The organism is Deinococcus radiopugnans ATCC 19172, from assembly GCF_006335125.1.
Taxonomy (GTDB): Bacteria; Deinococcota; Deinococci; order Deinococcales; family Deinococcaceae; genus Deinococcus; species Deinococcus radiopugnans.
On record NZ_VDMO01000005.1, the window covers coordinates 58733 to 82783 of the forward strand.

A 24051-nucleotide genomic window follows, 5' to 3' on the forward strand; every position below is an offset into this window, starting at 1 on the left:
TCTACCCCTCCGGTGCGTCCAGCGTCGGCGGCGTGATGTCGTCCACGTAGACCCAGCGCCCGTCCAGTTGCGTGAACAGGCTGCGTTCGCGCAACACGTACTTCTCGCCCCGGTCCACCTGCAAGGCGGCGGTGAATTCCACCTCGTCGCCGGACGTCTCATGCACCTTCAGGCACAGGTAGCGGGTGCCCGCGTTCAGGTGCAGTTCGGGTGGGCGGGTATCCGGATGCCACGTCGCCAGCACGTACGGGGCGTTGCCCAGCGCGTAGGCCGAGTAGCGCGAGCGCATCAGGGCTTCGGGGGTGGCGGCGGGCCGCGTGCCGTCGTGCGCCGGGCCGCAGCAGTGCCCGTAGCTGCGCCCGGAGCCGCAGGGGCAGGTCTTGAACGGCGGATAGGCCAGCGGCATACGGTCAAGCTAACGCAGTCGGGGGGTGGGGGTGGGTTCAGGTGAACCGGGTCCAGCGGAAGGTGCGCCCGGAGCGGTGCCCCCGCTGTCCCGGCGCAGACAGGGGAGGTTTGCCATAATGACCCGGCATGACCCGCGCCGAACCCATCACCTCGTTGCAAAACCCGCAGCTCAAACGCCTGGTGCGCCTGCATGGCCGCCGCGCCCGCGAACAGGAGGGCGTGATCCTGATTGAGGGTGCGCGTGAACTGTCGCGGGCGCTGGCCGCCGGGGTGCAGCCCACCGAGGTCTTCAGCTGTCCCGAACTGCACAGTCCCGAGGCCGCCGAGGTCACCCCCGCGCTGCCGGTCGTCCCCACCCTGCTGTCCGCTGCCGCCTTCGAGAAGGTGAGCGGACGCGAGAATCCCGACGGCCTGCTGGGGGTGGCGCCTCGGCCCACGGTCGATCTGCCCAAGCTGCCGGAAGGCGCGGTGGTGGTGGTGCTCGACGGTCTGGAGAAACCCGGCAACGTGGGCGCGATCCTGCGGACGGCGGACGCCTCGGGCGCGGCGGCGGTGCTGGTGCTGGGGCGCGGCGCAGACCCCTATGGTCCCAACGTAATCCGGGCCAGCCAGGGCAGTGTGTTTGCCCTGCCGGTGGCGGCGCTGGACGAGCAGGATGCCTACAGCTATCTCGACACGCAGGGCTGCGTGACGGTGGCCTGCACCCCCGACGCGCCGCAGGTGTACTGGGACGCGCCGCTGACCGGGCGGGTGGCGCTGCTGCTGGGCACCGAACACGGCGGGCTGCCCGCGCACTGGCGGCAGATGGGCGGCGAAGACAGTAAGGCGTCTGGCGCTGGCCTGAGCGTCCGCATTCCCATGGAGCCGGGCAGCGCAGCCGACAGCCTGAACGTGGCCACCGCCGCCGCGCTGATGCTGTTCGAATGTGTCCGACAGCGCCGGGCTGTGGCCGCTGCTGGAGCGGGCCAGTGACTTCCGGCGCCGGTCACGCCGAATCCGGTCACGATCCCTACCGCGAGTGGTTGCGGACCCGGCTGGGCCAGGAACTCGGGCTGCCGGGGGCCGAGGCAGCGATTCAGGGCGCGGTGCAGCGCCGGGGCTGGCCGGCCCTGCGGACGCTGGGGCCACGCGACGTGGTGGCCGTGCTGCAAGACGTGTACAGCGGCCTGCGCCAGACCATCGGGGACGCCCGCGCCGACAGCTGGCTGCAGGGCACCACCGTGGACTTGGCCGAGTACGCCCAGACCGTTCCGGTGCCGGTTCAGCTCAGCGCCGCCGGCCCGCTGGCCCCCGAGCCTACGCCCGCGCCGTTGCGCTGGGGGCGGCGCGCGCATGACCTGCCGCTGCTGCTGGCCCGTGCCAACGCCGAGATCGCGGCCCGCAATCTGGCCGCTGTGCGTGCCGACGCCACGCTGCGGGGGCTGGCCGGAACCGCCGAGTGGGACGTACAGGCCGCCGTGGCCGAGGTGCGGCGCTGGGAAACCGAGGAAATGCTGGGCAGCCTGCGCGCCGATCAGTCGCGCGTCGAGGTGGCCGACGCGGTGGCCGCCGCCGTCGCCCAGGCCGAGTGGCTGCGCCTGCATGTCCGCGAACTGCAGGCCGAGGAGCAGGGCGGCCAGAGTGTGGGCGCGCAGCTGGCCCACGCCCGCCTGACCCTGACCCAGCTCGATGCCTTTCTGGAAGCCTTCTTGCCCCTGATCGACGCCGACGACGCGGACCTGCCGCTGTCGTCGCCGCAGGCCCGGCTGGACCGCGCGTTCTTCTCGCTGGAGGTGCCGCTGAATCCGGCGGTGCTGCGGGCCCGGCACGCCCTGAAGCTGGCCCAGTGGCGGGCGGAAGCTGAGCCGACCGCGGCGCCGGCCGTCATGCACGCCCAGCAGATCCTGACCGCCGCCGAGACCGAGGCGCGGGCACAGCTGGAAGCCACCCTCCAGTCGGCCCGCACCGCGCAGGCCAGGTTCATGCCGCTGTGGCAACAGGTGGGAGCGCTGGAAGAACGGCTCAAGGTGCTGGGCCAGCGCGGCGGCGATCCCCTGAGCCTGGCCCGCGTGCGGCTGGACTGGCGGCAGGCCCGCGCGGCCGCCCGCGTGCAGGCGCACCTGCTGGAACAGGCCACGCGGCTGCTGGAGGCCCTGGCCGACGGGTCCGAACACCTGCAGTAGCCGCCGGGCCGGGCGAACGGCCAAGAAACCTCAAGCTGCGGTGCGTGAGTCGCACCAACCCACGACTTTCCCTGCGGCATGACCACCCAGGCAGGGGAAGTGACCTTCAAGGCCAACATGGCCGCACAGCAGGACGAGGTCTACGTGGACGGGCAACTGGCGGGGCACGCCGAGTACCGCCCGCTGGAACACGGGAGGGAGCTGCCCCACACCGAGCTGGACGATCTGCGGACACGCGGCCTGAATGCGGTGCCCACCGGCCCTTTTGTCGCGGACTCCATCCGCCAGCATCCCACCTGCCTGAAGCTGCGGCCGCCCGAGCAGCGGCGGGCGCTGGGGCTGGAGGGCGGCGTGTAGGGCGGTCAGGCGACTTTCGACCTAACGTTTGTTAGTGTGGGCCGATGGCCTGGAACCACACGCGGCAGATCGGAGAAGTCAAAGTCACCAGCCTCACGGACGCCAGCTTCGGGCTGGACGGCGGTGCGATGTTCGGCAGCGTGCCCAAGACGCTGTGGCAGCGGGTGGCCCCGCCGGACGAGCTGAACCGCATTCCGCTGCGCATCAACCCGTTGCTCGTGCAGCTGGGCGGTGAGAATATCCTGATCGAGACCGGCTTTTGGGACCGGGGCGGCGAGAAGTTCGAAACCATCTACGGCTTGGACCGGGACGAAACCGTGTTCCGGGGCCTGGAAAACGCGGGCCTGACCCCGGACGACATTCATCTGGTGATCAACACCCACCTGCATTTCGATCATGCCGGACGCAACACCACCGCGCTTAACGCGCCTACCTTCCCCAACGCCCGCTACGCCGTGCAAAAGCGCGAGCTGGACGATGCCCGCCACACCCACGAGCGCAACCGCGCCAGCTACGTGCCCGACACTTACGAACCCATCGCGGACGCGGGGCTGTTCGATCTGATCGACGGCGAACACGAGTTGCGCCCCGGCTTGAGCGTGCTGCCGCTGCCCGGCCACAACCTGGGCCAGCAGGGCGTGATTCTGCGAAATGGCGGGCAGACGCTGGTGTACGTGGCCGATCTGGTGCCCACCCTGGCCCACGCGCCCACGCCGTACATCATGGGCTATGACCTGTACCCGGTGACCACGCTGGAAACCCGCAAACAGTACCTGCCGCAGTGGTTCGAGGAAGGCGCGATCATCTGCACACCGCACGATCCGCAGATCCCCTTTGCCCGCCTTCAGGAGAATCCGAAGGGCGGCTTCGTGGCGGTGCCGGATGGGGATCAGACGGCCTGAGACCAAATTGCGGTGAGTCGAAGACGAACCCGAGCGAAGCGAGTGGCAAAAACACCGTCTTGCGGCGATGGACGAACATCCGGTGGGGTTCCCGGATGTTCGGGAATCAGAGCAAGACGGCCTGATACGGTTTCCGTCCAATCCGTAATCAAATCAGGAAAGCGCCGATTTGGTCACTCCTTTCCCGGCCACCGTTCTCTTCCTTCTCGCTCCGCTCGGGTTGAACAGTTTTTGGAACTGTTCAACCGGAATTGGTCTGACCTCTTGCCGGGCTGACTGCCGCGCTGCGGTGTAGGTGTCAGCCCCCTCCTCCGCCATCTGGCCTATGGGCGTGCGCCGCTGGTGCGCTACTGTGGCGCGTTATGTCTGCCGTTCCCAGCCTCACCGTGCCATCTGAAACGATCAAGTCGCCCATGCGCGAGATCGCGTCCATTGCCGTGCCCGTCAGCCTGGAGATGGTCATTCAGCTGGTGCTGACCTTTATCAACCAGATTATCGTGGGGGTGCTGGGGGCGGTGGCGGTGGCCGCCGTGGGCCTGACCGGCAGCCTGAGCTTTCTATTCTTCGTGACCCTGGGGGCACTGGGTTCGGGCACCAGCATCCTGATCGCGCGGCGGGCGGGGGCCAACGACAGCGCAGGTGTCAACCAGACCCTCAGCGTCACGCTGGCGGTCAGCCTGCTGCTGGCGGGCTCGCTGACCGTGCCGATCATCCTGAACGCGGACACACTGCTGCGCCTGGCCGGCGGCGCGGAGGACGTGACCCGCACTGCTGTGCCGTACATGCAGGTCAGCATGCTGGCCCTGGTGCCGGGGGTGCTGGGCTGGATCTTCAGCGGGGCGCTGCGCTCGCTGGGGCACGCCCGCACGCCGCTGGTGGTCACGAGCTGCACGGTGGTGGTCGAAAGCCTCGTCGCCTACGGACTGGTGTTCGGCGTCGGCCCGCTGCCGCAACTGGGGGTGGTGGGCGCCGCCTGGGCGCTGGTGATCGCCAACGCGCTCAAGGCCGCGCTGCTGGCCTATCAGGTGTACGGGCCGCGCCATCTGGCCGCGCTGCAATTTCCCACCCGCGCCGCCCTGCGCGCGATTACCGGGCCGCTGATCGCCCTGAGCGCGCCGCTGGCCTTTACCGAATTTGTCTGGAGCATGGGCAACTTCCTGTACGCCGCCGTCTTCGCCCGTGTCGGCACGGTGGCGCTGGCGGCCAGCCAGATCGTGTCCACCCTGGAGGGCATCTTCATCGTCGGCTCGTTTGGCCTGATGAGTTCGGCCACCGTGTTCATCGGACGCTCGCTGGGCCAGGGCGACGCGGCGGGGGCGCAGCTGTGGCTGGCCCGGATTGCCCGCGCCGGACTGGTGACCGGCCTGGGCTTCGGCGTGCTGTTCGCCCTGAGCGCCCTGATCGTTCCCGGTCTGTTTCCGAAAGTGGGAGCCGCCGTGCAGCACATCGCCCTGCTGGGCATCCTGATCAACGCCAGCACGCAGGTGTTCAAGGTGCGCAACATGATCGTGGGCGGCGGCATCCTGCCCAGCGCGGGCGACGGCAAGGGCATCATTCTGGGCGACGTGGTGGGTGCGTTCGTGGTGGGGCTGCCGCTGGCGATCTGGCTGGGCCTGTACACCCCGCTGGGCGTGTGGGGCGTCTTTCTGGCGCGGGGTCTGGAGGAAATCGTCAAGGTGGGCATCTTCGAGTGGCGCCGCCGCCGCGTGAACTGGGAGAAATTGGCGCTGGAGCAGGGCGCCCAGACAGGCCAGCCGGAGCGGGTGTCCGTCGCCTGAGCCGGATTGCGCTGAACGTGCCCCCGGTCATCGGACTGAAAAGAGCAAAACAGACGATTTGCGTGATCTGGAGGAAGCTTCGGAGACTTCCCGAATGTTCCAACATGAGCCGCAAACCGTCGGGCACAACGAGAGCAGCAGGGGGAGGCGGCCAGTGTGGCCCTGCCTCCCCCTGCTGCTTACCCCGTTTATTGCAGTTTCGCGGTAACTTCTACCAGTCGTTTGGCCTGATGGCGGATGGTGGCTTTATCCGCGTCGCTCAAGGGCTCGCCGTTGGCGGTCACGCTGGCCCCGTAGGGGTTGCCCCCCGAAGCGAAGATCACCGGATCGGTGTAGCCGGGCGGCATCAGAATCGCGCCCCAGTGCATCGCCGTGATGTACAGCGTCTGCAGGGTGGTTTCCTGCCCGCCGTTGGGGTTCTGGGCGCTGGTCATGGCGCTGAAGGTCTTGTCGGCCAGCTTGCCGGTGCCCCACAAGCCGCCCAGGGTGTCGATAAAGGCGCGAATCTGGCTGGCGGCGCCGCCGAAGCGGGTGGGGGCGCTGAACAGGATGGCGTTGGCCCACTCCAGATCGTCGGGGGAGGCGACGGCCACGTCGGCGGTGCGTTCCTGCTGGGCTTTCCAGGCGTCCTGGGTGTCGATGACGGCCTGGGGGGCGGTTTCCTGGACTTTGAGCAGGCGGACTTCGGCGCCGGCGGCGCGGGCGGCGTCGGCGGCCTCGTTGGCCATCGCGTGGTTGGTGCCGTAGGTGCTGTAGTACACGATGGCGAGCTTGACCGCTTTGGATTCTGATGTGCTTGGGTTTGTCATGTTCCAATCCTACACCATGCAAGAGGATAGTTCAATATTAAAGGATAGGAGTTTGGCTGATCCGCTATTGAAGGGCTTATGACAGCACGGCGAACGGTTGACCAGCCTCCTCGGGCCACCAACCTTGGCTGAGTGCTGGCACCGGCCACCTCCGCGAACAAGGCAGGCCAGCACAAGTTTGGCGGCCAGGGGCACCCGTCAACTCTGCCGATGCTAAGGCCAAGCGGCGAGGCAGCGAGCCAATGGCAGCGCGGCGTTCCGCTGATTCTGGCTATATCGGTCTGGTAGGCAGAGGGTAAGCAATATGACGTAGGTCAATGGGCTTAACCATGTAGGCAATCTAACGTTTCATAGTCTCAAATGGTTTCAGTATCTTAAGCAAGATGGTGAAACCTTGAGCAGCCTTGATCCACCCCGCCCTCCATGTGCCGTGCTGGCCGACAGCGACGATCCCGTCGAGCGGTTGACCGCGTGTATGCGTCAGCTTCACCGCCTGGTCTCGGATCAGATGATGGGCCACCTGCAAAGCGAACTGCAGGGCGAAGACGTGAGCTTCACGCAGATGACGGCCCTCTACAAGGTGCGGGCCTTCGCGCCCATCAGCGTGACGGCGCTGGCCGAGCATGTGGGCGTGAGCCTGCCTGCCACCAGTCAGCTGATTCAGGAACTGGTCGGGCGCGGGCTGATGGAACGCCGCGAGAACCCCCAGGACCGCCGCGAGAAGCTGCTGGCCCTGAGCGAGAAGGGGCAGCAATTCCTGAGCGTCAAGGAAAAAACCATGATGGGCGCCTACAACGAGGTGTTCGGTCAGGTTCGCCCCGAGACCCTCCGGGCGGCTGAAACCGCCATCAACGCGCTGCTCGCCGAGGTTGATCAGGCCAGCCTGCACCCCACCCACCGGCCTCCTACCCCCTCCGAGGAACCCTTATGACTCAAAGCGCACCACCGTCCGGCGGCCCCAGTGCCGAGGACCGCATCAATTACGCCGAGGTTCTGCCGCATCAGACCAAAATCCTGATCCTGATCGGGACGCTGCTGGGCCTGTTCCTGTCCGCCCTGGATCAGACCATCGTCGCCACCTCGCTGCCGCGCATCGTGGCCGACCTGAACGGCATCAACCTGTACGCCTGGGTCACCACCGCGTACCTGCTGGCCGGCACCGCCATGGTGCCCATCTACGGCAAGCTCTCGGACATCTACGGGCGCAAACCGGTGCTGATGTTCGGCATCGTCGTCTTTCTGCTCGGCTCGGCGCTGTGCGGCATGTCCGGCGAGCCGTTCCTGGGCAACCTGTTCGGCGGCGGGATGATGCAGCTGATCGTGTTCCGGGGCCTGCAGGGCTTCGGCGCGGCGGCGCTGACCTCAGTGGCCTTCGCCATCATCGCGGACATTTTCGCCCCCGCCGAACGTGGCCGCTACCAGGGCCTGTTCGGCGCCGTCTTCGGCCTGAGCAGCGTGATCGGGCCACTGCTGGGCGGCTTTCTGACCGACAACATCTCGTGGCGCTGGGTCTTTTACGTCAATCTGCCGATTGGCCTGATCGCGTTGGCCTTTATCTTCAGCAAGATGCCCCGGCTGGCCAGTGGCCTGAAGCCCAAGATCGATTACGTGGGCGCGGTGCTGGTGCTGACCTTCTCGGTGCCGCTGCTGCTGGCACTGACCTTCGGCGCCGAACCGGAATACGGCTGGACGAATCCAACGGTGCTGGCGCTGTTCGCGGGCGCGGCGGTGTCGCTGATCGCCTTCCTGTTCGTCGAGTCGCGCCACGAAAGCCCGATTCTGCCGCTCACGCTGTTCAAGAATCCCACCTTCGCGTGGGGCGTGGCCGCCCGCTTCTTCCTGGGCGCGGCGTTCCTGGGCGCCATCCTGTTCCTGAGCCTGTACCTGGTCAATGTGCAGGGCGTCAGCGCCACCAAGGCGGGCACCGCCACCATTCCGCTGACCGTGGGCCTGATCATCGGCTCGGTCGCCAGCGGGCAACTGGCCTCGCGCCTGGGCTACTACAAGAACCTGATCCTGATCGGTCTGGCCATGATGATCGGCGGCTTTTACCTGCTCTCCACCCTGAACGCCGACACCGCGTACGGCCGCGTCATCTTCTACATGGTGATTCTGGGCCTGGGCATTGGCCCCGCACTGCCGCTGTTCACGCTGGCGATCCAGAACGCCGTACACCGCTGGGAAATCGGCGTGGCGACCAGTTCGGGGCAGTTCTTTCAGCAGATGGGCAGCACCATCGGCACCGCCGTGTTCGGCGCGGTGCTGACCAGCACCCTGGCCACCCAGGTGCCCGAGCAGTTCCGCGCCGCCGAGGCCGGGCAGCCGACCGCAGTGGTGGCACAGCTGGAGACAGCCGCCAAACAGGCGTCGGACGCGGGCAGCGCACGCGGCGGCGGGGACGCCCCCACCTTCGACAGCGTGCAGGCGAAGATCACGGCGGGCTTCGCCAAGACCTTCGGCAGCGTGGAAACGGCGGTGCAGGGCGGCGACCTGAGCGCGCTGACCCAGGATCCCAGCCTACCCGAAGCCCTGCGCAGCGGCCTGGGCAACATTCCCGCCGCCGCCCTGCAGTCCGAGCAGGGCCGGGCCGGCGTGCTGACGCAGATCAAGTCGCAGCTGGACGAGGCGCAGAAGGCAGCCGTCACGGACGCCAGGAAAGTGTTTGACCTGTCCAGCCGGGCCTTCAAGGTGGCGTTCGCCAACACCATCAGCCGCATCTACCTGATCAGCATCTTCGTGGCGCTGCTGGCGCTGCTGTGCACGCTGCCCATGCCCAACATGCGCCTGCCCAAGAAGGGCGAGGGCCAGGGCGGCCCCCAGGGCGAGGGACGCAGCGGTCTGGCCTCGCTGGAAGGCTGAGCGCACCCGAGAACATGATGGGGGAGGCGGGCTATGGCGGCCCGGCCTCCCCCGTCTTTTTGCGCCTATGCTGACCGCCGAATCCGTTCCCGCCCACGTTCGTCCTGAAGGAGTTGCCATGACCGAAGCCGAAACGAAAACTGCCGATCTGATCGCCTCTGCCGCAGAAGCAACGGCCGGAACTGTGCGTTCCGAGGCGGTGGCGACGCGGCAAATGATCGCCTCACCCGTGACCGAGGCCGCCGCCGACATCGGCGTGATCGGCTTGGCCGTGATGGGCGAGAACCTGATCCTGAACATGGCGTCCAGGGGCTACACCGTGGCCGCCTTCAACCGCACCGCCAGCCGGGTGGACGAGTTCGTGGCCGGGCGGGCCAGGGGCCTGACGATTCTGGGCGCGGACGATCTGCCCACCTTCATCAGCCTGCTCAAGTCGCCGCGCAAGGTCATGCTGATGGTCAAGGCCGGGCCACCTGTGGACGCCTTTATCGACATGCTTGCGCCGCTGCTGGAGAGGGGCGACATCATCATCGACGGCGGCAACACCCATTTCCCGGACACTGTTCGGCGCGAGCGGGCGCTGGCCGAACACGGCATCCTGTTTGTCGGTGCGGGGGTCTCCGGCGGCGAGGAGGGAGCGCTGACCGGCCCCAGCATCATGCCGGGGGGCAATCCGGCGGCCTGGCCCGCCCTGAAACCCATCTTTCAGGGCATCGCCGCGCAGGTGAACGGCCAGCCATGCTGCGACTGGGTGGGCGAGGGCGGCGCGGGTCACTTCGTCAAGATGGTCCACAACGGCATCGAGTACGCCGACATGCAGATGATCGCCGAGGCCTACAGCCTGCTGAGCGATGTGCTGGGCCTGTCCGCCCCCGAAATTGGCGCGATTTTCGAGGAGTGGAACAGGGGCGAGCTGGACAGCTACCTGATCGAGATCACCGCCGAAATCCTGCAGAAGACCGACGACGAGACGGGCCAGCCGATGGTGGACGTGATTCTGGACACCGCCGGGCAGAAGGGGACGGGCAAGTGGACCTCGGTCACGGCGCTGGACGTGGGTGCACCGGCCAATACCATCGCCGAGGCCGTGTTTGCCCGCATCCTCAGTTCGCTAAAAGACCAGCGCGTGGAGGCCAGCCGGGTGCTGCACGGTCCCGAAGACGTGGGTGACAAACCCGATCAGACCGCTTTCGTGGAGCAGGTGCGTCAGGCGCTGTACGCCTCAAAGATCTGCTCCTATGCTCAGGGCTTTCAGATGATGGAACTGGCGGCGGCGGAGTACGGCTGGACCCTGGACTTCGGCAGCATTGCCCAGATGTGGCGCGGCGGCTGCATTATCCGCGCGGCGTTTCTGGACCGGATCAAGGCCGCTTTCGACGAAAACGCCGCGCTGCCGAACCTGCTGCTGGATGCCTACTTCACCGAGGCCATTGGCACGTCACAACAGGCGTGGCGGCAGGTGGTGGCTGCCGCTGCCCTGCGCGGCGTGTGGACGCCCGCCTTTTCCAGCTCTCTGGCGTATTACGACGGTTACCGCAGTGCCCGCCTCAGCGCCAATATTTTGCAGGCCCAGCGCGACTACTTTGGTGCACACACCTACGAACGGACCGATAGGCCGCGCGGCGAGTTCTTTCACACCAACTGGACCGGGCGCGGCGGCAGCACGTCCAGCAGTACCTATAACGCCTGATTGCTTTCAACAAGGAGAAGACGTTGCCGCCGGGTCAGGCAGCAGCGTCTTTTTGCCTCAGTTCAGCAGCGTGCCCCGGATGCCCTGGGCACAGGCCATGCGGTGCCGGACGTCCTGCGCGTCCAGGGTGCCGTGCTCGCGCAGGCCCGCCGCCACCACCCCGATCTCGGCCCAGGCGCGGCGCAGGCTGATGCGGGTGCGGGCGCTCAGGACGCTCAGGTAGGCGTCCAGCACCTCACGTTCCTCCGGCTCGGTCAGGGCGGCGTCCAGCAGGGTGCGGGCGTCCCGACAGGCGGCGGGCTGCGGCGGGGTCAGGCCCAGCAGTTCGGCGGCCACAGGGGCGGCCAGCGCAGCCATGACCACGTCTTCCAGCAGGCCACGGTTGGCGCGCAGGGCGTCCAGATCAGGTGACAGGGCGTAGCGCACGGCCGCGCCACCCTCTACCGACACCGAGTCGACGCGCAGCGGGGCGCGGCCCGACAGTTGGGCCAGCACCGCCTCGGCAGCGGCCAGCGTGGCGACGCCGTGGGGATCGGGCAGGGCGGTGGGGGCAGGAAAGGCAGCAAGTCTGGGCATAATTCCGAGTCCTCTGCTCAGGATTAAAGCACAGATGAATGCCGATGAAAAGGGATGGATAGACAGAAGCCGGAGCCCCCATCATGGGAAGTTCCGGCTAGGTTGGAGAGGGGTTTACTGCTGGGCGCTGGGCTGCTGGCCCTGGGCATCGGCGCGGGGGCTGAAGGTCAGGCACTGCGCCTGATTCGCGCTCATGCTGACCTCGATCTGCCCGGCAGTGCACTTCTGATCGCTGTTGAAGCGGCAGGCGGTGGCGTCGCAACGGCTGACAATGGACTGGGTGTCGTTGTTGTTCATGCCATGACTGTAGCGATGGTGTCCTGGCTTTTCAGTAGGCCGCTGCGTCATGTAAACAGACCAGAGAAATCAAACAGAGTGGTTTAGTCGGAGATCAAGAAGGGAAAGGAAAAGGCGTTGGTGGCACTCTTCCCATCCAAAACCTCTTTTCTCAATGACATCTGTGTAAAGAACAGGAAAAGGCCGGGAAGATGATCTCCTCCCGGCCTTTTCCCGAATGAACCCCCGGCTAGCTATGAACGGCGGCCCCGCGCTGACGCTGGCGCAGTTCGCGCGTCTTGAGGGCCTCGGCGGCGAAGAACGAGCCAACCACCGCCACCACCGAGCCGACTTGCAGCAGCACCCCTTCCCAGGTGGCGTGCAGGCCTAGCCACAGGCCCAGGCTGGCGGGCAAGGTGAAGGGCAGCGGGTGAACGGGCAGCCAGCCCACCAGTTGCAGGGTGTGGACGGTGTTGCCCACCATGACCGCCAGCACCGCCGCGATCAGCACGCCCGTCCAGATCAGCAGTTTTTTCATGGGCAGCTTGGCCTGCCACTTGAACACGGCCACGCCCACGCCGATCACCAGCGCCAGCCCCACCGCCGTGCCGCCCAGCACCGAGGCCGCCCCCGCCTGCAGCACCAGCGATTGCAGGAACAGCGTCGTCTCGAAGCCCTCGCGGTAGATGCTGGTAAAGCCCAGCACGGCCAGCCCCCACCACTGCGCCTTCAGGACATTGCCGCCCGTGGTCAGTTCGTGCTTGTGCTTCTGGAACGAGGCCATGCGGTCTGTCCAGTACACCTGATGGAAAAACCAGTTCATGATCAGCAGCAGCACGCCGATGGCGATGACGCTGACCACCGCCTCCAGCTTCTCGCCGTAGCGGCCCAGCAGCGACAGCGCCCCCTGCATGACGAACCACGTCACGGCGGTGGCCCCGAAGGCGGCGGCGGCGCCCAGCCACATCGGGCGGCGCAGGTGGCGCACCGAGTCGCGGCGCAGGCTGCCCATCAGCGCGGCCAGGATCAGCACCGCTTCTAACCCCTCGCGGAACACGATGATCCCGGCGTTGGTGGCGACGGCGGCGGGCGCCACCTCGGTGCCCAGGATCTTGGCAATCTCCTTGAGGGTGGACTGAAGTTCGGCGCGGGTGGCCTTGAACTCGCCCGCCGGGGCCTGCTTCTTGATCAGCGTCGCCAGCCCTGTCGGGGCCGTCCCGTTCCACATCAAGTTTTCCAGATGGGCTTTCAGCTCCGGATTGAAGACAGCAATGCGTGCCTCGGTGCCGCTTTCCAGCAGGGCGTAGGCGTCCAGGCGAGCGGTTTCGGCGGCGGCCCATTCCCCGGCCCCGGCGGCGGCCACCACGGCGTCCAGTTGGGTGCGCACCACGTCCAGATCCGCGCCCGCGTCGGCCTTCTGCCACTCGGCGGGGAAGGCGGCTCTCACGTCGCCCAGCAGGGTCTTGACCTGCGTTTCCACCGTAGCAGGGGTGAGAGGCTGGGCTTTCATCGCCTGCGGGGAAAGGCTGGCATTCAATGCAGCGAAATCACTGCTGAGAGTGCGGCCCGCGTCCCCGTCAGGCAGCAGCGGCGCGATGTCGGCCAGCGCGGACACGGCCCCGCCCAGGAAGGTGCGGGCCTCGCCCACCTCCACCTCCTGCGTGACCACCGCGCGGCCCCCGTCCAGTTTGACGCCGCGCGCGTATTCCACCGGCACCAGCGACAGGAAACGCGTGACCTGCGAGGCCCGCGCCGTGACTTCCCGCTCGCTCAGGGGGGCGGCGCGGAAGCCCGCGAAGCTGGCCTGTACGGCACCCAGCGTCTGGGGCAGACCGGCGAACTGGGTGTCCAGTCGCGCGGCGGCGGCGTCCCCGTTCTGCGCCACGTAGGCGGGCCGCAGCAACTGGAAATACCCCTGGGCCAGCGCGGCCTGCCCGGCGGCCAGCGTGCGGAAGCCGCGGGCCTGCGAGGTCTCCAGTTCGCGCAGCGCGTCGTTCAGCCGCGCCTGATAGCCGTCCAGCACGTCCGAGCGCACCGCTTTCAGGGCCGCGTCCGGTTTCAGGGTGCCGGCGGCCAGCGCCTCAAGCGCCCCGGTGGCGTCGGCGTTCAGGCGGGTCAGCGGGCTGGCGACGCGGAACTCGCGGGCGGCCAGCCAGTCGCGGGCGGCGTCGGCGTTGCCAGATTGCACACTCGCTTCCAGCCCGGTGTACGCGCCGCGCAGCAGGGCTGTCCAGGCCGCCGCCCCGGCGCGGTTCAGGGCGATCTCGTTCCCTGTTCTGGCCGCCGCGTCCGCCGCCGTCAGCGCGGCCCTGACCTCACGGGCGGCGGCAGGATCAGCCGTCTGCCACTCGCCCTCGACGGTCTGGTAAGCCCCCTGCGCCTGCCCCACCAGCCTTGCGGCCTCGGCCCGGTCAAACGCGACTTCCAGGCCCGCCTCGGCCAGCGAGGAGCGCACCTTCTCGGCGGGGGTGGCGAGGTCTGTGGCCCCGGCCAGTCCGGCACTCAAGGCCAGCAGGGCGGCCAGTCGCAGGCGGCCCATCAGTCGATCCTCACACCCAGCAACGCCGCCGCCTGGGTGATGCGTCCGGTGATGACGGTGGCGCGGTTCTGCGCCTCCCGCTGGAGCCCCTCGGCCTGTTCGGGGGTGTAGCGGCGGGTCTGCTCGCGGGCCACCAGCCTGTTGACGTACAGCGCCAGCTCGTTGAGGCCCGACTGGATCTGGGTGTCCAGCGCGGCGTTCTTCGCCTTCACGTCCGGACTCAGGCCCCGGTACATGGCCCGCCACGAGCTGACGTTGCCCACCAGATCGGCCATGCGCGAGATCACCACAAAGTCGGTGCGGACACTCTGGTTGCCGATCACGAAGGGGCTGGACTTCCAGTCCTCGAAGAACACCGGCCCCACCGTGGGCACGTTGCCCACCAGCGCCCCGAACACGTCCTCGCGGCTGGGCTTCCAGGCATTCGCGGCCTTCTGCAACTCCCCGCTCTGGCGGTGCAGCTCGGCGGCGGCGGCCTTCAGCAGGTTGGCGTCGGGCAACCCATCGCCGAAATCCATTTTCCCGTTGCCGTCCACGTCGAAGGCCACGCCGCTGCTGTAGGCCTTCACGGTGCCCCACAGCGTGCCCTCGTTCACGCCGAACAGGTTGCCGGGCTTCGCGAGCGTCTTGCCATTGGGCAGCTTGAGGTCAAACGGCACCACGTCCTCGCCGCCGTCTGCCGCGCTCGTTCCGGCGTCCAGAATCACGTCGAACTCGCTCAGGGCGTCCACCCCGGCCACGATGCCCTCGATGGCCTCGTAGGCGGGGCTGGCCTGTGTCCACCCGGCGCGGGCCGCCTGCAGCGCGGCGCGGGTCTGGGGGGTTTTTGCCAGCGCCTTGTAGTCGAAATTCGTCCCTTTCGCCAGCGCGTAGTACCTGTCTGCCGCCGCGCTCAGCGCCCGCGTGCCGGCCAGTTGCGTGTCCAGCTTGCCGTTCAGGTACGTCTTGACGCCGCTCAGATCGGCGGCGGCGGCAGGAGAGATCAGGCCGAGGCCCAGCAGGGCGGTCACGAGTCGCATACCCGCATACTGGACTATCCTGAGCAAACAAGTCAAGATTTGGAACGGGAAGAACTGGAGGAGGTTGTTCTATGTGGATTTCAACGCGGGCGCAGTATGGCCTCCGGGCGCTGATCGAGATTGGCCGTCAGCCGGGGCAGCCCATCTCGCTCAAGGAAGTGGCGACGCGGCAGGATATCAGCCTGCACTATCTGGAGCAGATCGTCGGGGGGCTGCGCCGCGCCGGCTTCGTGCAGAGCGTGCGCGGGGCCAGGGGCGGCTATCAGCTCGCCCGCGCCGCTGCTGGCATCAACGCCTACGAGGTGGTCACCACCCTGGAGGGCAGCATCGCCCCGGTGCAGTGCGTCGAGGACGATCACACCTGCGACAGCCAGAACGTCTGCGGCACCCAGGACCTGTGGTTCCGGGTGGACGCGGCGCTGCGGGACGTGCTGGGCAGCACCACGCTGGCCGATCTGATCGTGGAGGCCGACGAGAAGCAACACGCCCGCCTGATTCAGCTGGCGTAGTGCGGGGCAGGCGGGCGTGCATCTGTGAAGGTTTAAACTGAAGAAGCCCAGCCATCAGGCCGGGCCTCCCGTCTGCGCCCAATGGCCTGGGTCTCAGACCCGGATGGTCACGCGCGCGGTGTCGTCCTCAAGATGGATGCTGTCGATGAAGCGCACCACGCGGGTGGCGTAGCCCATGACCAGCGTGTGCGTCCTGGCCCCACCCGCGAAGCGCCGCACGCCGTCCAGAATCTCGCCGTAGGTGATGCCGGTGGCCGAGAAGACGATCTGCGAGCCGGGGGCCAGATCGGCGGTCTTGTAGATGCGCTGCTCGTCCACGCCCATGGTCTTGAAGCGCTCACGCATGGCGTCGTCCTCGGCGATGAAGCGGCCCTGGATTTCGGCGCCCAGGCATTTGCAGGCGGCGGCACTCAACACGCCCTCGGGTGCGCCCCCTGAACCCATCAGTGCGTGAACGCCGCTGCCGCGCACGCCCACCGCGATGCCCGCGATCACGTCCCCGTCGCCGATCAGCTTGACGCGCGCTCCGGTGGCCCGCACCCGCCGGATCAGATCCGCGTGGCGCTCGCGGTCCAGAATGGTGATCATCAGGTCATCCACATCGCGCGACAGGCTCTGGGCCAGCACGTTCAGGTTCGCCTCCACCGGCCAGTCCAGATTGACGCGGCCCGCTGCGGGCGGCGGCACGATCAGTTTTTCCATGTAGCAGTCCGGCGCGTGCATCAGGCCGCCGCGCTCGGACAGCGCGATCACGGCCAGACCGTTGGGCAGGCCCTTGGCGGTGACCTCCGTGCCCTCCACCGGATCCACGGCGATGTCCACCTCGTATTGCCCATTGCCCACCTGCTCGCCGATGTACAGCATGGGGGCCTCGTCCATCTCGCCCTCACCGATGACCACGGTGCCCCGGATGTCCAGCGAGTTCAGCAGTTCGCGCATGGCCTCGGTGCCCGCGCCGTCCACGGCGTTCTTGTCGCCCAGGCCCATGTATTTGCTGGCGGCCAGGGCGGCCCCCTCGGTCACGCGGGCGGTTTCCAGCACCAGCGCGTGCTCGAAGCTCTGCACGGTTTGCTTTCTGGCCGGGCGCGGCGTGCTGGCGTCTGACGGGGTGCTGGCCGTCTCTTCGGGGGAGGGGTCAGTGGTAGGGGCGGAACTGGCCTTCACAGTGGGCTGCCGTTTGGAGGTCATACCAGAGACGCTAACACGCCCACCCTGATTTCAAGCGTCTGGGAGCGTTTCCAGACCCGGAGTGCCAGTGGTCAGTGCCCGCAGTCGGGGAGGTCTGTCCAGACCAGCACGGCGGCGTGGGTCGCGCCCAGCCGTTCCAGCATCCCCAGGCGGTGGTTGCCATCCCTCACCGACAGCCCTTCCGGGCGGCGCTGGGCGAGAGTGGGGGCAAGGTGCCGCCGGAAGCCAGGTGGGCGGCCAGCCCAGCCAGTCGCCGTTCCCAGCTGTCGGCCTCCACCACGTATTCCATCTGCTCTTCAGGCCCACAGCACCGTGTCAGGGCCGTCAGCGGCAGCCACAGCGGCCCTTCCCAGCGTCTGGGGGCCAGCCTGAGTCCGTCGGCCAGCGCCAGATTGCCTCCGGGGCCGCGCAGAAAGCCGTCCACCCAGTCGGCCACCGATGAGGAATGGACGCCGGCAAAATCGAAGTGTCTGTTCCACTCGGCACTCTGTTCCTCTGGCTCTATTTCAAGACCCCTGTCCACACCAGAAGCCCCCACAGGAGGACTGGAATGGCCAGCGAGCCGACGATCAGCTTGAGCAGGCGCCACCAGTCGTTCAGAAACTCGCGCATGGTGGCAGGGTAGCAGGGGTGGGAACGTGCGGTCTGTCCGTGTTCTCTCGTTGTGAATCGGGAGAGAGGGTCGGCACCGTCTCCGGGAGGCTGATCAGGCCACCAGCGCGGGTCGGTGTGTCCGGCGGTCGGGCTGATCGGCAGCGTGACCTACAGGCTCCAGGGAGAATCTTCAGTCTGGACATAGACTTCAGCTCGACTTCGTATCGGCGAGTGCACAGGCGGACGGACGGGGCGCGGTCAGGCCCAGGGTCAGCCGGGCCTCTACAATCGGCGGGTGAACACCTCCGGCCAATCAGGACCTCTGAAAGTCATTCTCGACGGCGATCCTGGCCTGGACGACGCGGTGGCGTGGCTGCTGGCCCTGGCCAGCCCGGAAGTGGAGGTGCTGGGCATCACGGTCACGCACGGCAACGTGGGCCTGCCCCTGACGGTCCACAACGCCGGGGTCACGCTGGCCCTGGCCGGGGCGGCGGGTGAGGGCGTGCCGTACTTCGCCGGGGCGCAGGAACCGCTGGTCCGGGATCTGGTGACGGCGGCGGCGGTCCACGGGGATTCCGGCCTGCCTGCCGGAGGGCTGCCTCAGCCGGTCCGCGCCCCCGAACCTGAACACGCCACCGCTTTTATCATCCGCACGGTTCGTGAGCATCCGCATGCGGTGACCCTGCTGGCGTCTGGTCCTCTGACCAATCTGGCCCTGGCCTTCCGTCTGGCTCCCGAGCTGCCGGAACTGGTGAAAGAGGTGGTCTGGATGGGCGGCAGCACCACCGGCGGCAACGCGACGCCAGCGGCAGAGTTCAACGTGCTGGCCGATCCGCACGCGGCCCAGATCGTCTTCGAGTCCGGGGTGCCGCTGCGGATGGTGGGCCTGAACGTGACCATGCAGTGCATCGCGGACCCTGACCGGATCGCGGCGCTGCGCGGCCTGGGCAACCGCGCCGGAGCGGTGTCGTCCGAGTTGCTGACGTTCTATGCCGGCGTGTACAAAAAGCGCTACGGCCTGAGCGGAGGCGCGCTGCACGATCCCCTGGCCGCCGCCGCCGTGATCCGCCCGGACCTGCTGGACTGGCAGGATATGCGCGTGGACATCGACGTGCAGGAGGGCCTGAATTTTGGCCGCACGGTCTGTGACCTGCACGGCTCCTCGCAGGCGCGTAAGAATGCCCGCGTGGCTGTGGGCGTGCGCGACGCGGCGTTTTTTGCGTTGCTGCTGGAACGGCTGGGCCGCTTGCCCTGATGGCGGTGGACTTCACTTCTCCAAAGACTCCAGTTCTGTTGGGGAAGGCGGGATGGCGCACTGGCGTTCCGCTGGCAGGTTGACCTCCAGAGTCCCTCGCCCTCGCCGCCAGGTTTGACCGCCCGCCTCCCGGCGCGCTAACATTCCGTCCGCGTCCTGGCACGGCGGGCCGATGTGGCGGAATGGTAGACGCACTCGACTCAAAATCGAGCGGGAAACCGTGGGGGTTCGAGTCCCCCCATCGGCACCACAATAAGAAGACCCCGTACTGGACGGGGTTTTTCCTTTTTCAGTTCTGCTGGCAAAGACGCCCCTATGACTGCTTTCCTGCAACCTTTCCGGCAACTGGCTTTTTATTTGGATTCCATGAGAGGGGAGAGGAGTCAAAAGGAACGCTCTCCTGCGTCACACCTGATGTTCTGGGCAGGGCTCGATGAACTCCAGATCCAGCCAGTACTCGGTTGCGTCCCAGCCTTCGGGGTTTAGGTCTAAAGATCACGCGTTCTAGGCGGTAGCTCGGGCTTCCTCGTGGCAGCCTAGGTAGTACGCGAGCGCGGTGCGCTCCTCTGCACTGCGCAGGTCATCTGACTCGCCCTGATCGGCGGCATACATGCGGCCGATCAGGTCAGCGATCTCTGCGGTGGTGAGGACAGCTGGCACTGAGACATAAGATGCTCCTCAGAACCGTTCAGGGCATACCAACTGTTGATGAAATACATTCAGGCTTCGGTCAATTCAAGGCTGCTGAATTTGGGATGGACACTTAAAATGAGCTTCAAATAATCGCGTATAACGTATTCGATCACTTGCGACGTGTGCCAGCAGTTCATCACATCCCCCCAGCTGTCTGCGAAGCGTATGGGCCTTGATGTACCGTCCTTCTTGTCATCGAGCCTCAAATGAGCGACGGCGTCCCGGTATTCGCTTGTGAACTGCTCTATCGCATCCTGGTGCGATTTACCCAAGATTCGAGCGAACAGATCGGGCCTCCTGGCCGCATCAAGGCGGTAACGCTCTGGCAAGTCCTCTATCAGTGCGGGAAGCTTGTGCTTGGAAAATAAGTCCTTGCGCTTATCTACGGGGGTAGCTCTAATCATAGAGTCCCGCGCTCGCTTCAGCCCTTCAAACACTCTCCAGAAACTGATGATCTTTTGAAATGGATCCTGAGCGTTCAGGGCTTCGCGGTAAGCACTAAAGATGTGAGCAATTGGCTCTTCGGTAATCACAGGTAGATTTGAAAAGTTTTGAATATTCACATATTTTTCTTGACCAGCTACTCCAGAACTTACGATTATCGCACCAGTAGCCTGTTCCCTTATTGTAACCGCATGTACGCTCAGTGATATATTGTGTGTGACAGATAACAGGCTTAGAAAAGGTTGGGCGAGACCCATTCCTGCCACTTCCGCAGTAGTGAAGTCTGATTCGGTAATTCGAAGTTTTACTAAGCCGAGTCGCCCCTGGTCATTCCGCAAAAGCAAGAGACTATAGCTGCCGTGCGGTCTTGAATCTGTGATCTCCATGTCGTTTTCTAATATGAGTAGGCTATCTCCCATGATACCATCGTCTTTGAAAACGATATTCGTCCTAAATATTGACATAGTGGGATGCATTAAAGTTATCATTACATCATATATCCCCGCTCCTCCAATTGCAGTTGTTTCTGGCTTGTCATGGTAAATGAATACAGCCTGGGCCCATAACCAGGTACTTCCATATGGTCGATCCATGGTGGCGCTCATTAATGGATTAGGGGTTTCGCTCAATGGTTCGGTTGCGTTTTGGATTTTGCTCAATGGCTCAGTTACGTTCTGGTTTTCGCTCAACGGTTCCTTCTTGCCCAACCACACCTTGTCCCACCACTGTCGCCAATCCATAGGTCAAGAGTAGAGGTCATCCAGCAACTAGGCGCAGCATGATGGTGGGTAGCCGGGATCCAGGAGTGATAAACGGAAAAAAGCCCCCACCCGCCCACGCCAAAGCGCAGGGAGGTGGGGGCACTCAGATCGCCGACGCTGCTTGGACGCGTCAGTCGTTCTGCTTTGGCCGTACCACAATCTCCAGGCCGAGGGCGTCGAGAATCTTGATCCATAAGCTGCGACGGTCTATCAGATTGCTGCCCAGTGCGCGACTTACAGCGGCGGGATGCGAGTCGATGAGCTCAGCTAGCTTGCCCTGGGTTAACCCTCGAGCCTTCATGGCGGCGTCCACTGCAGTGCGGGCATCGGTGCTTTCCATATCTATATGGTAACACATTCGGCAGATTTGACATATATAACTGATTCTGTTATATTTAGATCAGCAGAGAGGGCGGGCTTCCCGCGAAGAAATCCCCGCCCTGGCTGACTCCAGAAGCTGAGTTAAGGAGCAAGATGAACCCTACCACCCGCGCCACCACCCGCACCTGGGCCGCCCACACCACCTACCGCGAGTGCGGCGTCGTGACCGGCATTTCTGCCCACGTGGTCACGATCACCCGCACAGGCACCGGCTTCGAGGCCACCATCGATGGACGCACCGCGAGCGTACTGGACGCTGACCGCGTGCTGCGCGCCGCTGACCGCCTGGAAGTCACCGCCGAGGTGCTGGAAGCCGCCCCCACCATCGGCAAGGCTGTCGCCTGCGCCCTGCACCGCGAACTGGGCGCCCTGGGCTACAAGGCCCACTACGCCCTGGCCAGCGAAGCCCTGGAGCGCGAGATCGTCAGCCTCGCCGCCCTGAGCGCCGACGACGCCACCACCGTCCGCTCCTACGCCTACGGCCAGCTCGGGTTGGCGGCGTGAAGCGCCCTGACCTGACCGCCGCCCGCCTGGAGGCTACCTCAGCCCTGGGCCGGGGGGCCGAGCGCACCCTGACCCAGTTGGAAGCCGCCGGCCTGGTAGTGGTGCGCCTCGCAGATTTGCCGCCCGCTGAGGCCATCACGCGCACTCTGCAGGACGTAGAGCTGGTGGCCGTCCAGGGCTGGCAGCCGCCCTACCGGCTCACCGTAGCGCACGGGGCGGGGGAGACGCTGGACGTCCACGCCCTGCGCACCGCCGTGCCGGACATCCGCGAGGCCGCTACGCTGGCCCAGGTGATGGGCCTGCGCCTGGACGTGGAGGTTGACGAGGGCGAGGGGCTGTTGCTGCGGGCCTGGACGGTGGAGAAATGATTGTTTCCCGTCCAGCACACACAAAATGCACGTTTCCTGCACACCTTCTCGGCGGCGAACAGAGCGAACATACACTCATGAATATTGATCAGCAAGCCCGCCAGGACAGCCTTTTTCGCGCCACCCGCCCGGAGATGATCCGTCACCTCCCCAGCCGCTTCGCCCGCTTCGGCCCCGGCTACCCCAAGCGCCTCTACCGCCAGATCAAGCGGGCTTACCGCCAGACCCACGAGCTGAACGCGGCGGCCGCCTTCGAGTTCACCTGCACGCCCGGATTCCTGATGCAGGCCGTCGACAACCACCGTCGAGCGCAGGACCTTCTGCGCAGGGCCACCGGGATGCCCCGCACCAAGCTGGGCGCGCGGATCCGCAGCGTGGCACTCGACAACGCCGACGTCGCCCGCGAGGTGCTGGAGGTGATCGCCCACACCGCCAACCGCGCCCCAGAGCTGAACTGAAGTCCGGCCACCTGGCCGCCCCGAAAATGGGGCGGTTTTTACTGTGCTGGCCACACAAAACGCACGTTTGCCACACACCTCCAGGCGGGCGAACAGAGCGAACATGGACCCATGAACGAATCAATCATGACCGCCCTCGGAAACGCCGTTACCACCCTCACCGCCGCTCTGGAAGCCGCCCAGGCGGGGCAGCCGGTGGAAGCCCGCGAGCTGCTCACCGCCGCTGAAGGTCACCTAGAAGCCGGGCAGGGGGGCAACGCCGCGCACGCTGCCCGCCGCCGCAAAGCGCTGCGCCTGGAGGCCGAGGTGCGCACCCTACTGCCTGAACCCGAGGCGGCTGCCCCCCTGGCCCCCAGCCCGGCCAAGGCCCCGCGTGGCGTCGCTCCGGCACAGGCCTTGACCGCCGACGCCTGGGTCCGGGTGGGCGAGGCGCTCCGGGCGGAAGGCGCCGATGCGGGTGCGCTCGAACTCGCCGCCCAGCAGCAGCAACAGGTGCAGACGCAGGCCCTGATCGCCCGCGAGCGCCAGCGCGCCAGAGTGGCCGAGCGTCTGGCGCTGCAGGCGCGGGTGGAGGCCGCCGCGCTTCATGGAGATATCGACGCGGCCAACCAGGCCTGGGACCGGTTGTTCGATGTCGTGACGGCCCTGCGCGGCGCAGAAGGCAAGGCCCGCCGTAGCGGCCAGCCGGACCAGCAGGCCGCCTGCGATTACCACGCGGCCCGCGAGGACGCGCTCAAGATTCGCCGCTGGGCGCGCGGAGGGCAGGGCGTTTAATCCTGGTCAGATCGGCAGCAGCGTCTGAGGGGGAGTCTGTCCAGCCTTGGCCAGTTCCTGAAGCCACAGCAGGTCATCGGGGTGCCAGAGCACCACCCGGTTGGCCCGGGCCAGGTCCTGCGCGGCGCGCGTGTAGCCTGGCCCGCTGGTCACCACCACAGCGTGGGCGCATCGGTAGATGGCCTTGGACGCCACGATCTCCTGCACGGCCTTGTTGCCCACGTTGCTGTTGGGGTAGTGCTTGACCTGGACGGCCACCTTCCTGCCTTTTGGCCCGGTGGCAATCACGTCTGCGCCCTGGTCTGCAGAACCCCGGTTGGCGGTGGCGGTCCAGCCGGGCAGCGCCGAGATGACTTGCGCGACGTGGAGTTCCAGCCCTCTGGGGTTCAGGGCATGAAGATCGGCCAGGGCCAGGGCCTTCTGCCGACGGCTCTGCTGCTGCTGCACCTTGCTGGCGATGACGATGGCCCCCACAGCGGTCACGGCGATGAGTGGGAGCCAGAAGCCGTTGGCGGCGGCACCGATGCTGGCGAAGATGCTCACGGTGATGAGGAGGGAAAGGGGATTTTCGCTTTTTTGCTTACGCTTGCGTCGGGCCATGCGGGTCAACGTAGGAGATCAGCCGTTACCGCGCTCTGACACGCCAATTTCTCAAAGGTGCGGTTTGCAAGATGCGCGCTGGATCAGACCGGCTCCAATGCTGGCGCTACTCTGCCCGCATGCCCTGCCACACGCCCCAGGTGTACG

Annotated in this window: 25 protein-coding genes and 1 tRNA gene; 15 read left to right on the forward strand and 11 right to left on the reverse strand. The window is 66.3% G+C overall.

Annotation, left to right across the window (positions count from 1 at the left end; all coding sequences use genetic code 11):
* Position 1: 1 nt before the first annotated feature.
* On the reverse strand, positions 2-406 hold the full coding sequence (locus tag FHR04_RS05680; protein ID WP_139401487.1) for a YchJ family protein: 405 nt from the start codon (positions 404-406) through the stop codon (positions 2-4).
* Positions 407-534: 128 nt separating this feature from the next.
* On the opposite strand from FHR04_RS05680, the gene FHR04_RS05685 reads away from it, so the two are divergent.
* The 5 genes from FHR04_RS05685 (at position 535) to FHR04_RS05705 (ending at position 5607) form a co-directional block, all read left to right on the forward strand.
* A complete protein-coding gene (locus FHR04_RS05685) occupies positions 535-1380 on the forward strand; it encodes a TrmH family RNA methyltransferase (protein ID WP_139401489.1) in 846 nt (281 codons plus the stop codon).
* Positions 1377-2570 carry a hypothetical protein gene (locus FHR04_RS05690; RefSeq protein WP_139401491.1) on the forward strand — a complete coding sequence of 398 codons (1194 nt, stop codon included), beginning with the start codon at positions 1377-1379 and terminating at the stop codon, positions 2568-2570. The genes FHR04_RS05685 and FHR04_RS05690 overlap by 4 nt, the downstream gene beginning before the upstream one ends.
* A gap of 78 nt (positions 2571-2648) precedes the next feature.
* Positions 2649-2927, forward strand: coding sequence for a GNAT family N-acetyltransferase (locus FHR04_RS21175; RefSeq protein ID WP_183944788.1), 279 nt, complete (start codon positions 2649-2651; stop codon positions 2925-2927).
* A gap of 44 nt (positions 2928-2971) precedes the next feature.
* On the forward strand, positions 2972-3829 hold the full coding sequence (locus FHR04_RS05700) for an MBL fold metallo-hydrolase (RefSeq protein WP_139401493.1): 858 nt from the start codon (positions 2972-2974) through the stop codon (positions 3827-3829).
* 362 nt (positions 3830-4191) lie between these two features.
* On the forward strand, positions 4192-5607 hold the full coding sequence (locus FHR04_RS05705; protein WP_139401495.1) for an MATE family efflux transporter: 1416 nt from the start codon (positions 4192-4194) through the stop codon (positions 5605-5607).
* Positions 5608-5795: 188 nt separating this feature from the next.
* On the opposite strand, the gene wrbA is transcribed toward FHR04_RS05705, so the two are convergent.
* Entirely contained in the window at positions 5796-6416 is a 621-nt protein-coding gene (gene wrbA / locus FHR04_RS05710; protein WP_139401497.1) for an NAD(P)H:quinone oxidoreductase, read from the reverse strand.
* A 394-nt stretch (positions 6417-6810) separates the two neighbouring features.
* Here wrbA and FHR04_RS05715 point away from each other — a divergent pair, with 394 nt between their 5' ends.
* The 3 genes from FHR04_RS05715 (at position 6811) to gnd (ending at position 10965) form a co-directional block, all read left to right on the forward strand.
* Positions 6811-7347, forward strand: a complete 537-nt coding sequence (locus tag FHR04_RS05715) for a MarR family winged helix-turn-helix transcriptional regulator (protein WP_081995050.1) — start codon at positions 6811-6813, stop codon at positions 7345-7347.
* On the forward strand, positions 7344-9275 hold the full coding sequence (locus tag FHR04_RS05720; protein ID WP_139401499.1) for an MDR family MFS transporter: 1932 nt from the start codon (positions 7344-7346) through the stop codon (positions 9273-9275). The genes FHR04_RS05715 and FHR04_RS05720 overlap by 4 nt, the downstream gene beginning before the upstream one ends.
* A gap of 118 nt (positions 9276-9393) precedes the next feature.
* Entirely contained in the window at positions 9394-10965 is a 1572-nt protein-coding gene (gene gnd / locus FHR04_RS05725; RefSeq protein WP_249038996.1) for a decarboxylating NADP(+)-dependent phosphogluconate dehydrogenase, read from the forward strand.
* A gap of 57 nt (positions 10966-11022) precedes the next feature.
* On the opposite strand, the gene FHR04_RS05730 is transcribed toward gnd, so the two are convergent.
* The 4 genes from FHR04_RS05730 to FHR04_RS05745 form a co-directional block, all read right to left on the reverse strand.
* Positions 11023-11541, reverse strand: a complete 519-nt coding sequence (locus FHR04_RS05730; protein WP_139401501.1) for a hypothetical protein — start codon at positions 11539-11541, stop codon at positions 11023-11025.
* Positions 11542-11655: 114 nt separating this feature from the next.
* The gene (locus tag FHR04_RS05735) at positions 11656-11838 is read right to left on the reverse strand and encodes a DUF1540 domain-containing protein (RefSeq protein ID WP_039683973.1); all 183 of its coding nucleotides are present in this window, start codon (positions 11836-11838) and stop codon (positions 11656-11658) included.
* Positions 11839-12067: 229 nt separating this feature from the next.
* Positions 12068-14356 (reverse strand): FTR1 family iron permease, encoded by a 2289-nt coding sequence (locus FHR04_RS05740; protein WP_221265468.1) that lies wholly within the window; start codon positions 14354-14356, stop codon positions 12068-12070.
* Positions 14356-15375, reverse strand: a complete 1020-nt coding sequence (locus tag FHR04_RS05745) for an imelysin family protein (protein ID WP_139401503.1) — start codon at positions 15373-15375, stop codon at positions 14356-14358. The genes FHR04_RS05740 and FHR04_RS05745 overlap by 1 nt, the downstream gene beginning before the upstream one ends.
* A gap of 71 nt (positions 15376-15446) precedes the next feature.
* On the opposite strand from FHR04_RS05745, the gene FHR04_RS05750 reads away from it, so the two are divergent.
* A complete protein-coding gene (locus FHR04_RS05750; protein ID WP_039683967.1) occupies positions 15447-15884 on the forward strand; it encodes an RrF2 family transcriptional regulator in 438 nt (145 codons plus the stop codon).
* A 93-nt stretch (positions 15885-15977) separates the two neighbouring features.
* On the opposite strand, the gene glpX is transcribed toward FHR04_RS05750, so the two are convergent.
* Together glpX and FHR04_RS05760 are read right to left on the reverse strand one after the other, a co-directional pair.
* Positions 15978-17072: a class II fructose-bisphosphatase gene (gene glpX / locus FHR04_RS05755; RefSeq protein ID WP_249038997.1), complete on the reverse strand. Its 1095-nt coding sequence runs from the start codon at positions 17070-17072 to the stop codon at positions 15978-15980.
* 166 nt (positions 17073-17238) lie between these two features.
* Positions 17239-17595: a hypothetical protein gene (locus FHR04_RS05760; RefSeq protein WP_139401505.1), complete on the reverse strand. Its 357-nt coding sequence runs from the start codon at positions 17593-17595 to the stop codon at positions 17239-17241.
* A 366-nt stretch (positions 17596-17961) separates the two neighbouring features.
* Between FHR04_RS05760 and FHR04_RS05765 the strand changes: the two genes are divergently transcribed.
* Together FHR04_RS05765 and FHR04_RS05770 are read left to right on the forward strand one after the other, a co-directional pair.
* Positions 17962-18921: a nucleoside hydrolase gene (locus FHR04_RS05765; protein ID WP_249038998.1), complete on the forward strand. Its 960-nt coding sequence runs from the start codon at positions 17962-17964 to the stop codon at positions 18919-18921.
* A gap of 168 nt (positions 18922-19089) precedes the next feature.
* Positions 19090-19171, forward strand: a tRNA-Leu gene (locus FHR04_RS05770).
* A gap of 469 nt (positions 19172-19640) precedes the next feature.
* Here FHR04_RS05770 and mauJ read toward each other — a convergent pair.
* Positions 19641-20798 carry a methylamine utilization protein MauJ gene (mauJ, locus tag FHR04_RS05775; protein ID WP_139401507.1) on the reverse strand — a complete coding sequence of 386 codons (1158 nt, stop codon included), beginning with the start codon at positions 20796-20798 and terminating at the stop codon, positions 19641-19643.
* A gap of 151 nt (positions 20799-20949) precedes the next feature.
* The gene (locus FHR04_RS05780; RefSeq protein ID WP_249038999.1) at positions 20950-21159 is read right to left on the reverse strand and encodes a helix-turn-helix domain-containing protein; all 210 of its coding nucleotides are present in this window, start codon (positions 21157-21159) and stop codon (positions 20950-20952) included.
* Between the two features lie 134 nt (positions 21160-21293).
* Here FHR04_RS05780 and FHR04_RS05785 point away from each other — a divergent pair, with 134 nt between their 5' ends.
* From FHR04_RS05785 to FHR04_RS05800, 4 genes are all read left to right on the forward strand, one after another.
* Complete coding sequence (locus FHR04_RS05785; RefSeq protein ID WP_139401510.1) at positions 21294-21704, forward strand: hypothetical protein; 411 nt, start codon at positions 21294-21296, stop codon at positions 21702-21704.
* Positions 21701-22072, forward strand: coding sequence for a hypothetical protein (locus FHR04_RS05790; protein ID WP_139401512.1), 372 nt, complete (start codon positions 21701-21703; stop codon positions 22070-22072). The genes FHR04_RS05785 and FHR04_RS05790 overlap by 4 nt, the downstream gene beginning before the upstream one ends.
* 134 nt (positions 22073-22206) lie before the next feature.
* Positions 22207-22530, forward strand: a complete 324-nt coding sequence (locus FHR04_RS05795) for a hypothetical protein (RefSeq protein ID WP_139401514.1) — start codon at positions 22207-22209, stop codon at positions 22528-22530.
* Between the two features lie 111 nt (positions 22531-22641).
* The gene (locus FHR04_RS05800) at positions 22642-23304 is read left to right on the forward strand and encodes a hypothetical protein (RefSeq protein ID WP_139401516.1); all 663 of its coding nucleotides are present in this window, start codon (positions 22642-22644) and stop codon (positions 23302-23304) included.
* Between the two features lie 6 nt (positions 23305-23310).
* Here the strand turns inward: FHR04_RS05800 and FHR04_RS05805 are convergent, their stop codons facing one another.
* Entirely contained in the window at positions 23311-23847 is a 537-nt protein-coding gene (locus tag FHR04_RS05805; protein ID WP_249039000.1) for a restriction endonuclease, read from the reverse strand.
* Positions 23848-24051 lie beyond the last annotated feature (204 nt).

Coding starts and splice junctions, on each gene's coding strand:
- FHR04_RS05680 (WP_139401487.1), bottom strand. CDS start 406: ATGCCGCTGGCCTATCCGCCGTTCAAGACCTGCCCCTGCGGCTCCGGG.
- FHR04_RS05685 (WP_139401489.1), top strand. CDS start 535: ATGACCCGCGCCGAACCCATCACCTCGTTGCAAAACCCGCAGCTCAAA.
- FHR04_RS21175 (WP_183944788.1), top strand. CDS start 2,649: ATGACCACCCAGGCAGGGGAAGTGACCTTCAAGGCCAACATGGCCGCA.
- FHR04_RS05700 (WP_139401493.1), top strand. CDS start 2,972: ATGGCCTGGAACCACACGCGGCAGATCGGAGAAGTCAAAGTCACCAGC.
- FHR04_RS05705 (WP_139401495.1), top strand. CDS start 4,192: ATGTCTGCCGTTCCCAGCCTCACCGTGCCATCTGAAACGATCAAGTCG.
- wrbA (WP_139401497.1), bottom strand. CDS start 6,416: ATGACAAACCCAAGCACATCAGAATCCAAAGCGGTCAAGCTCGCCATC.
- FHR04_RS05720 (WP_139401499.1), top strand. CDS start 7,344: ATGACTCAAAGCGCACCACCGTCCGGCGGCCCCAGTGCCGAGGACCGC.
- gnd (WP_249038996.1), top strand. CDS start 9,394: ATGACCGAAGCCGAAACGAAAACTGCCGATCTGATCGCCTCTGCCGCA.
- FHR04_RS05730 (WP_139401501.1), bottom strand. CDS start 11,541: ATGCCCAGACTTGCTGCCTTTCCTGCCCCCACCGCCCTGCCCGATCCC.
- FHR04_RS05735 (WP_039683973.1), bottom strand. CDS start 11,838: ATGAACAACAACGACACCCAGTCCATTGTCAGCCGTTGCGACGCCACC.
- FHR04_RS05740 (WP_221265468.1), bottom strand. CDS start 14,356: ATGGGCCGCCTGCGACTGGCCGCCCTGCTGGCCTTGAGTGCCGGACTG.
- FHR04_RS05745 (WP_139401503.1), bottom strand. CDS start 15,375: ATGCGACTCGTGACCGCCCTGCTGGGCCTCGGCCTGATCTCTCCTGCC.
- FHR04_RS05750 (WP_039683967.1), top strand. CDS start 15,447: ATGTGGATTTCAACGCGGGCGCAGTATGGCCTCCGGGCGCTGATCGAG.
- glpX (WP_249038997.1), bottom strand. CDS start 17,072: ATGACCTCCAAACGGCAGCCCACTGTGAAGGCCAGTTCCGCCCCTACC.
- mauJ (WP_139401507.1), bottom strand. CDS start 20,798: ATGGATTGGCGACAGTGGTGGGACAAGGTGTGGTTGGGCAAGAAGGAA.
- FHR04_RS05780 (WP_249038999.1), bottom strand. CDS start 21,159: ATGGAAAGCACCGATGCCCGCACTGCAGTGGACGCCGCCATGAAGGCT.
- FHR04_RS05785 (WP_139401510.1), top strand. CDS start 21,294: ATGAACCCTACCACCCGCGCCACCACCCGCACCTGGGCCGCCCACACC.
- FHR04_RS05795 (WP_139401514.1), top strand. CDS start 22,207: ATGATCCGTCACCTCCCCAGCCGCTTCGCCCGCTTCGGCCCCGGCTAC.
- FHR04_RS05800 (WP_139401516.1), top strand. CDS start 22,642: ATGAACGAATCAATCATGACCGCCCTCGGAAACGCCGTTACCACCCTC.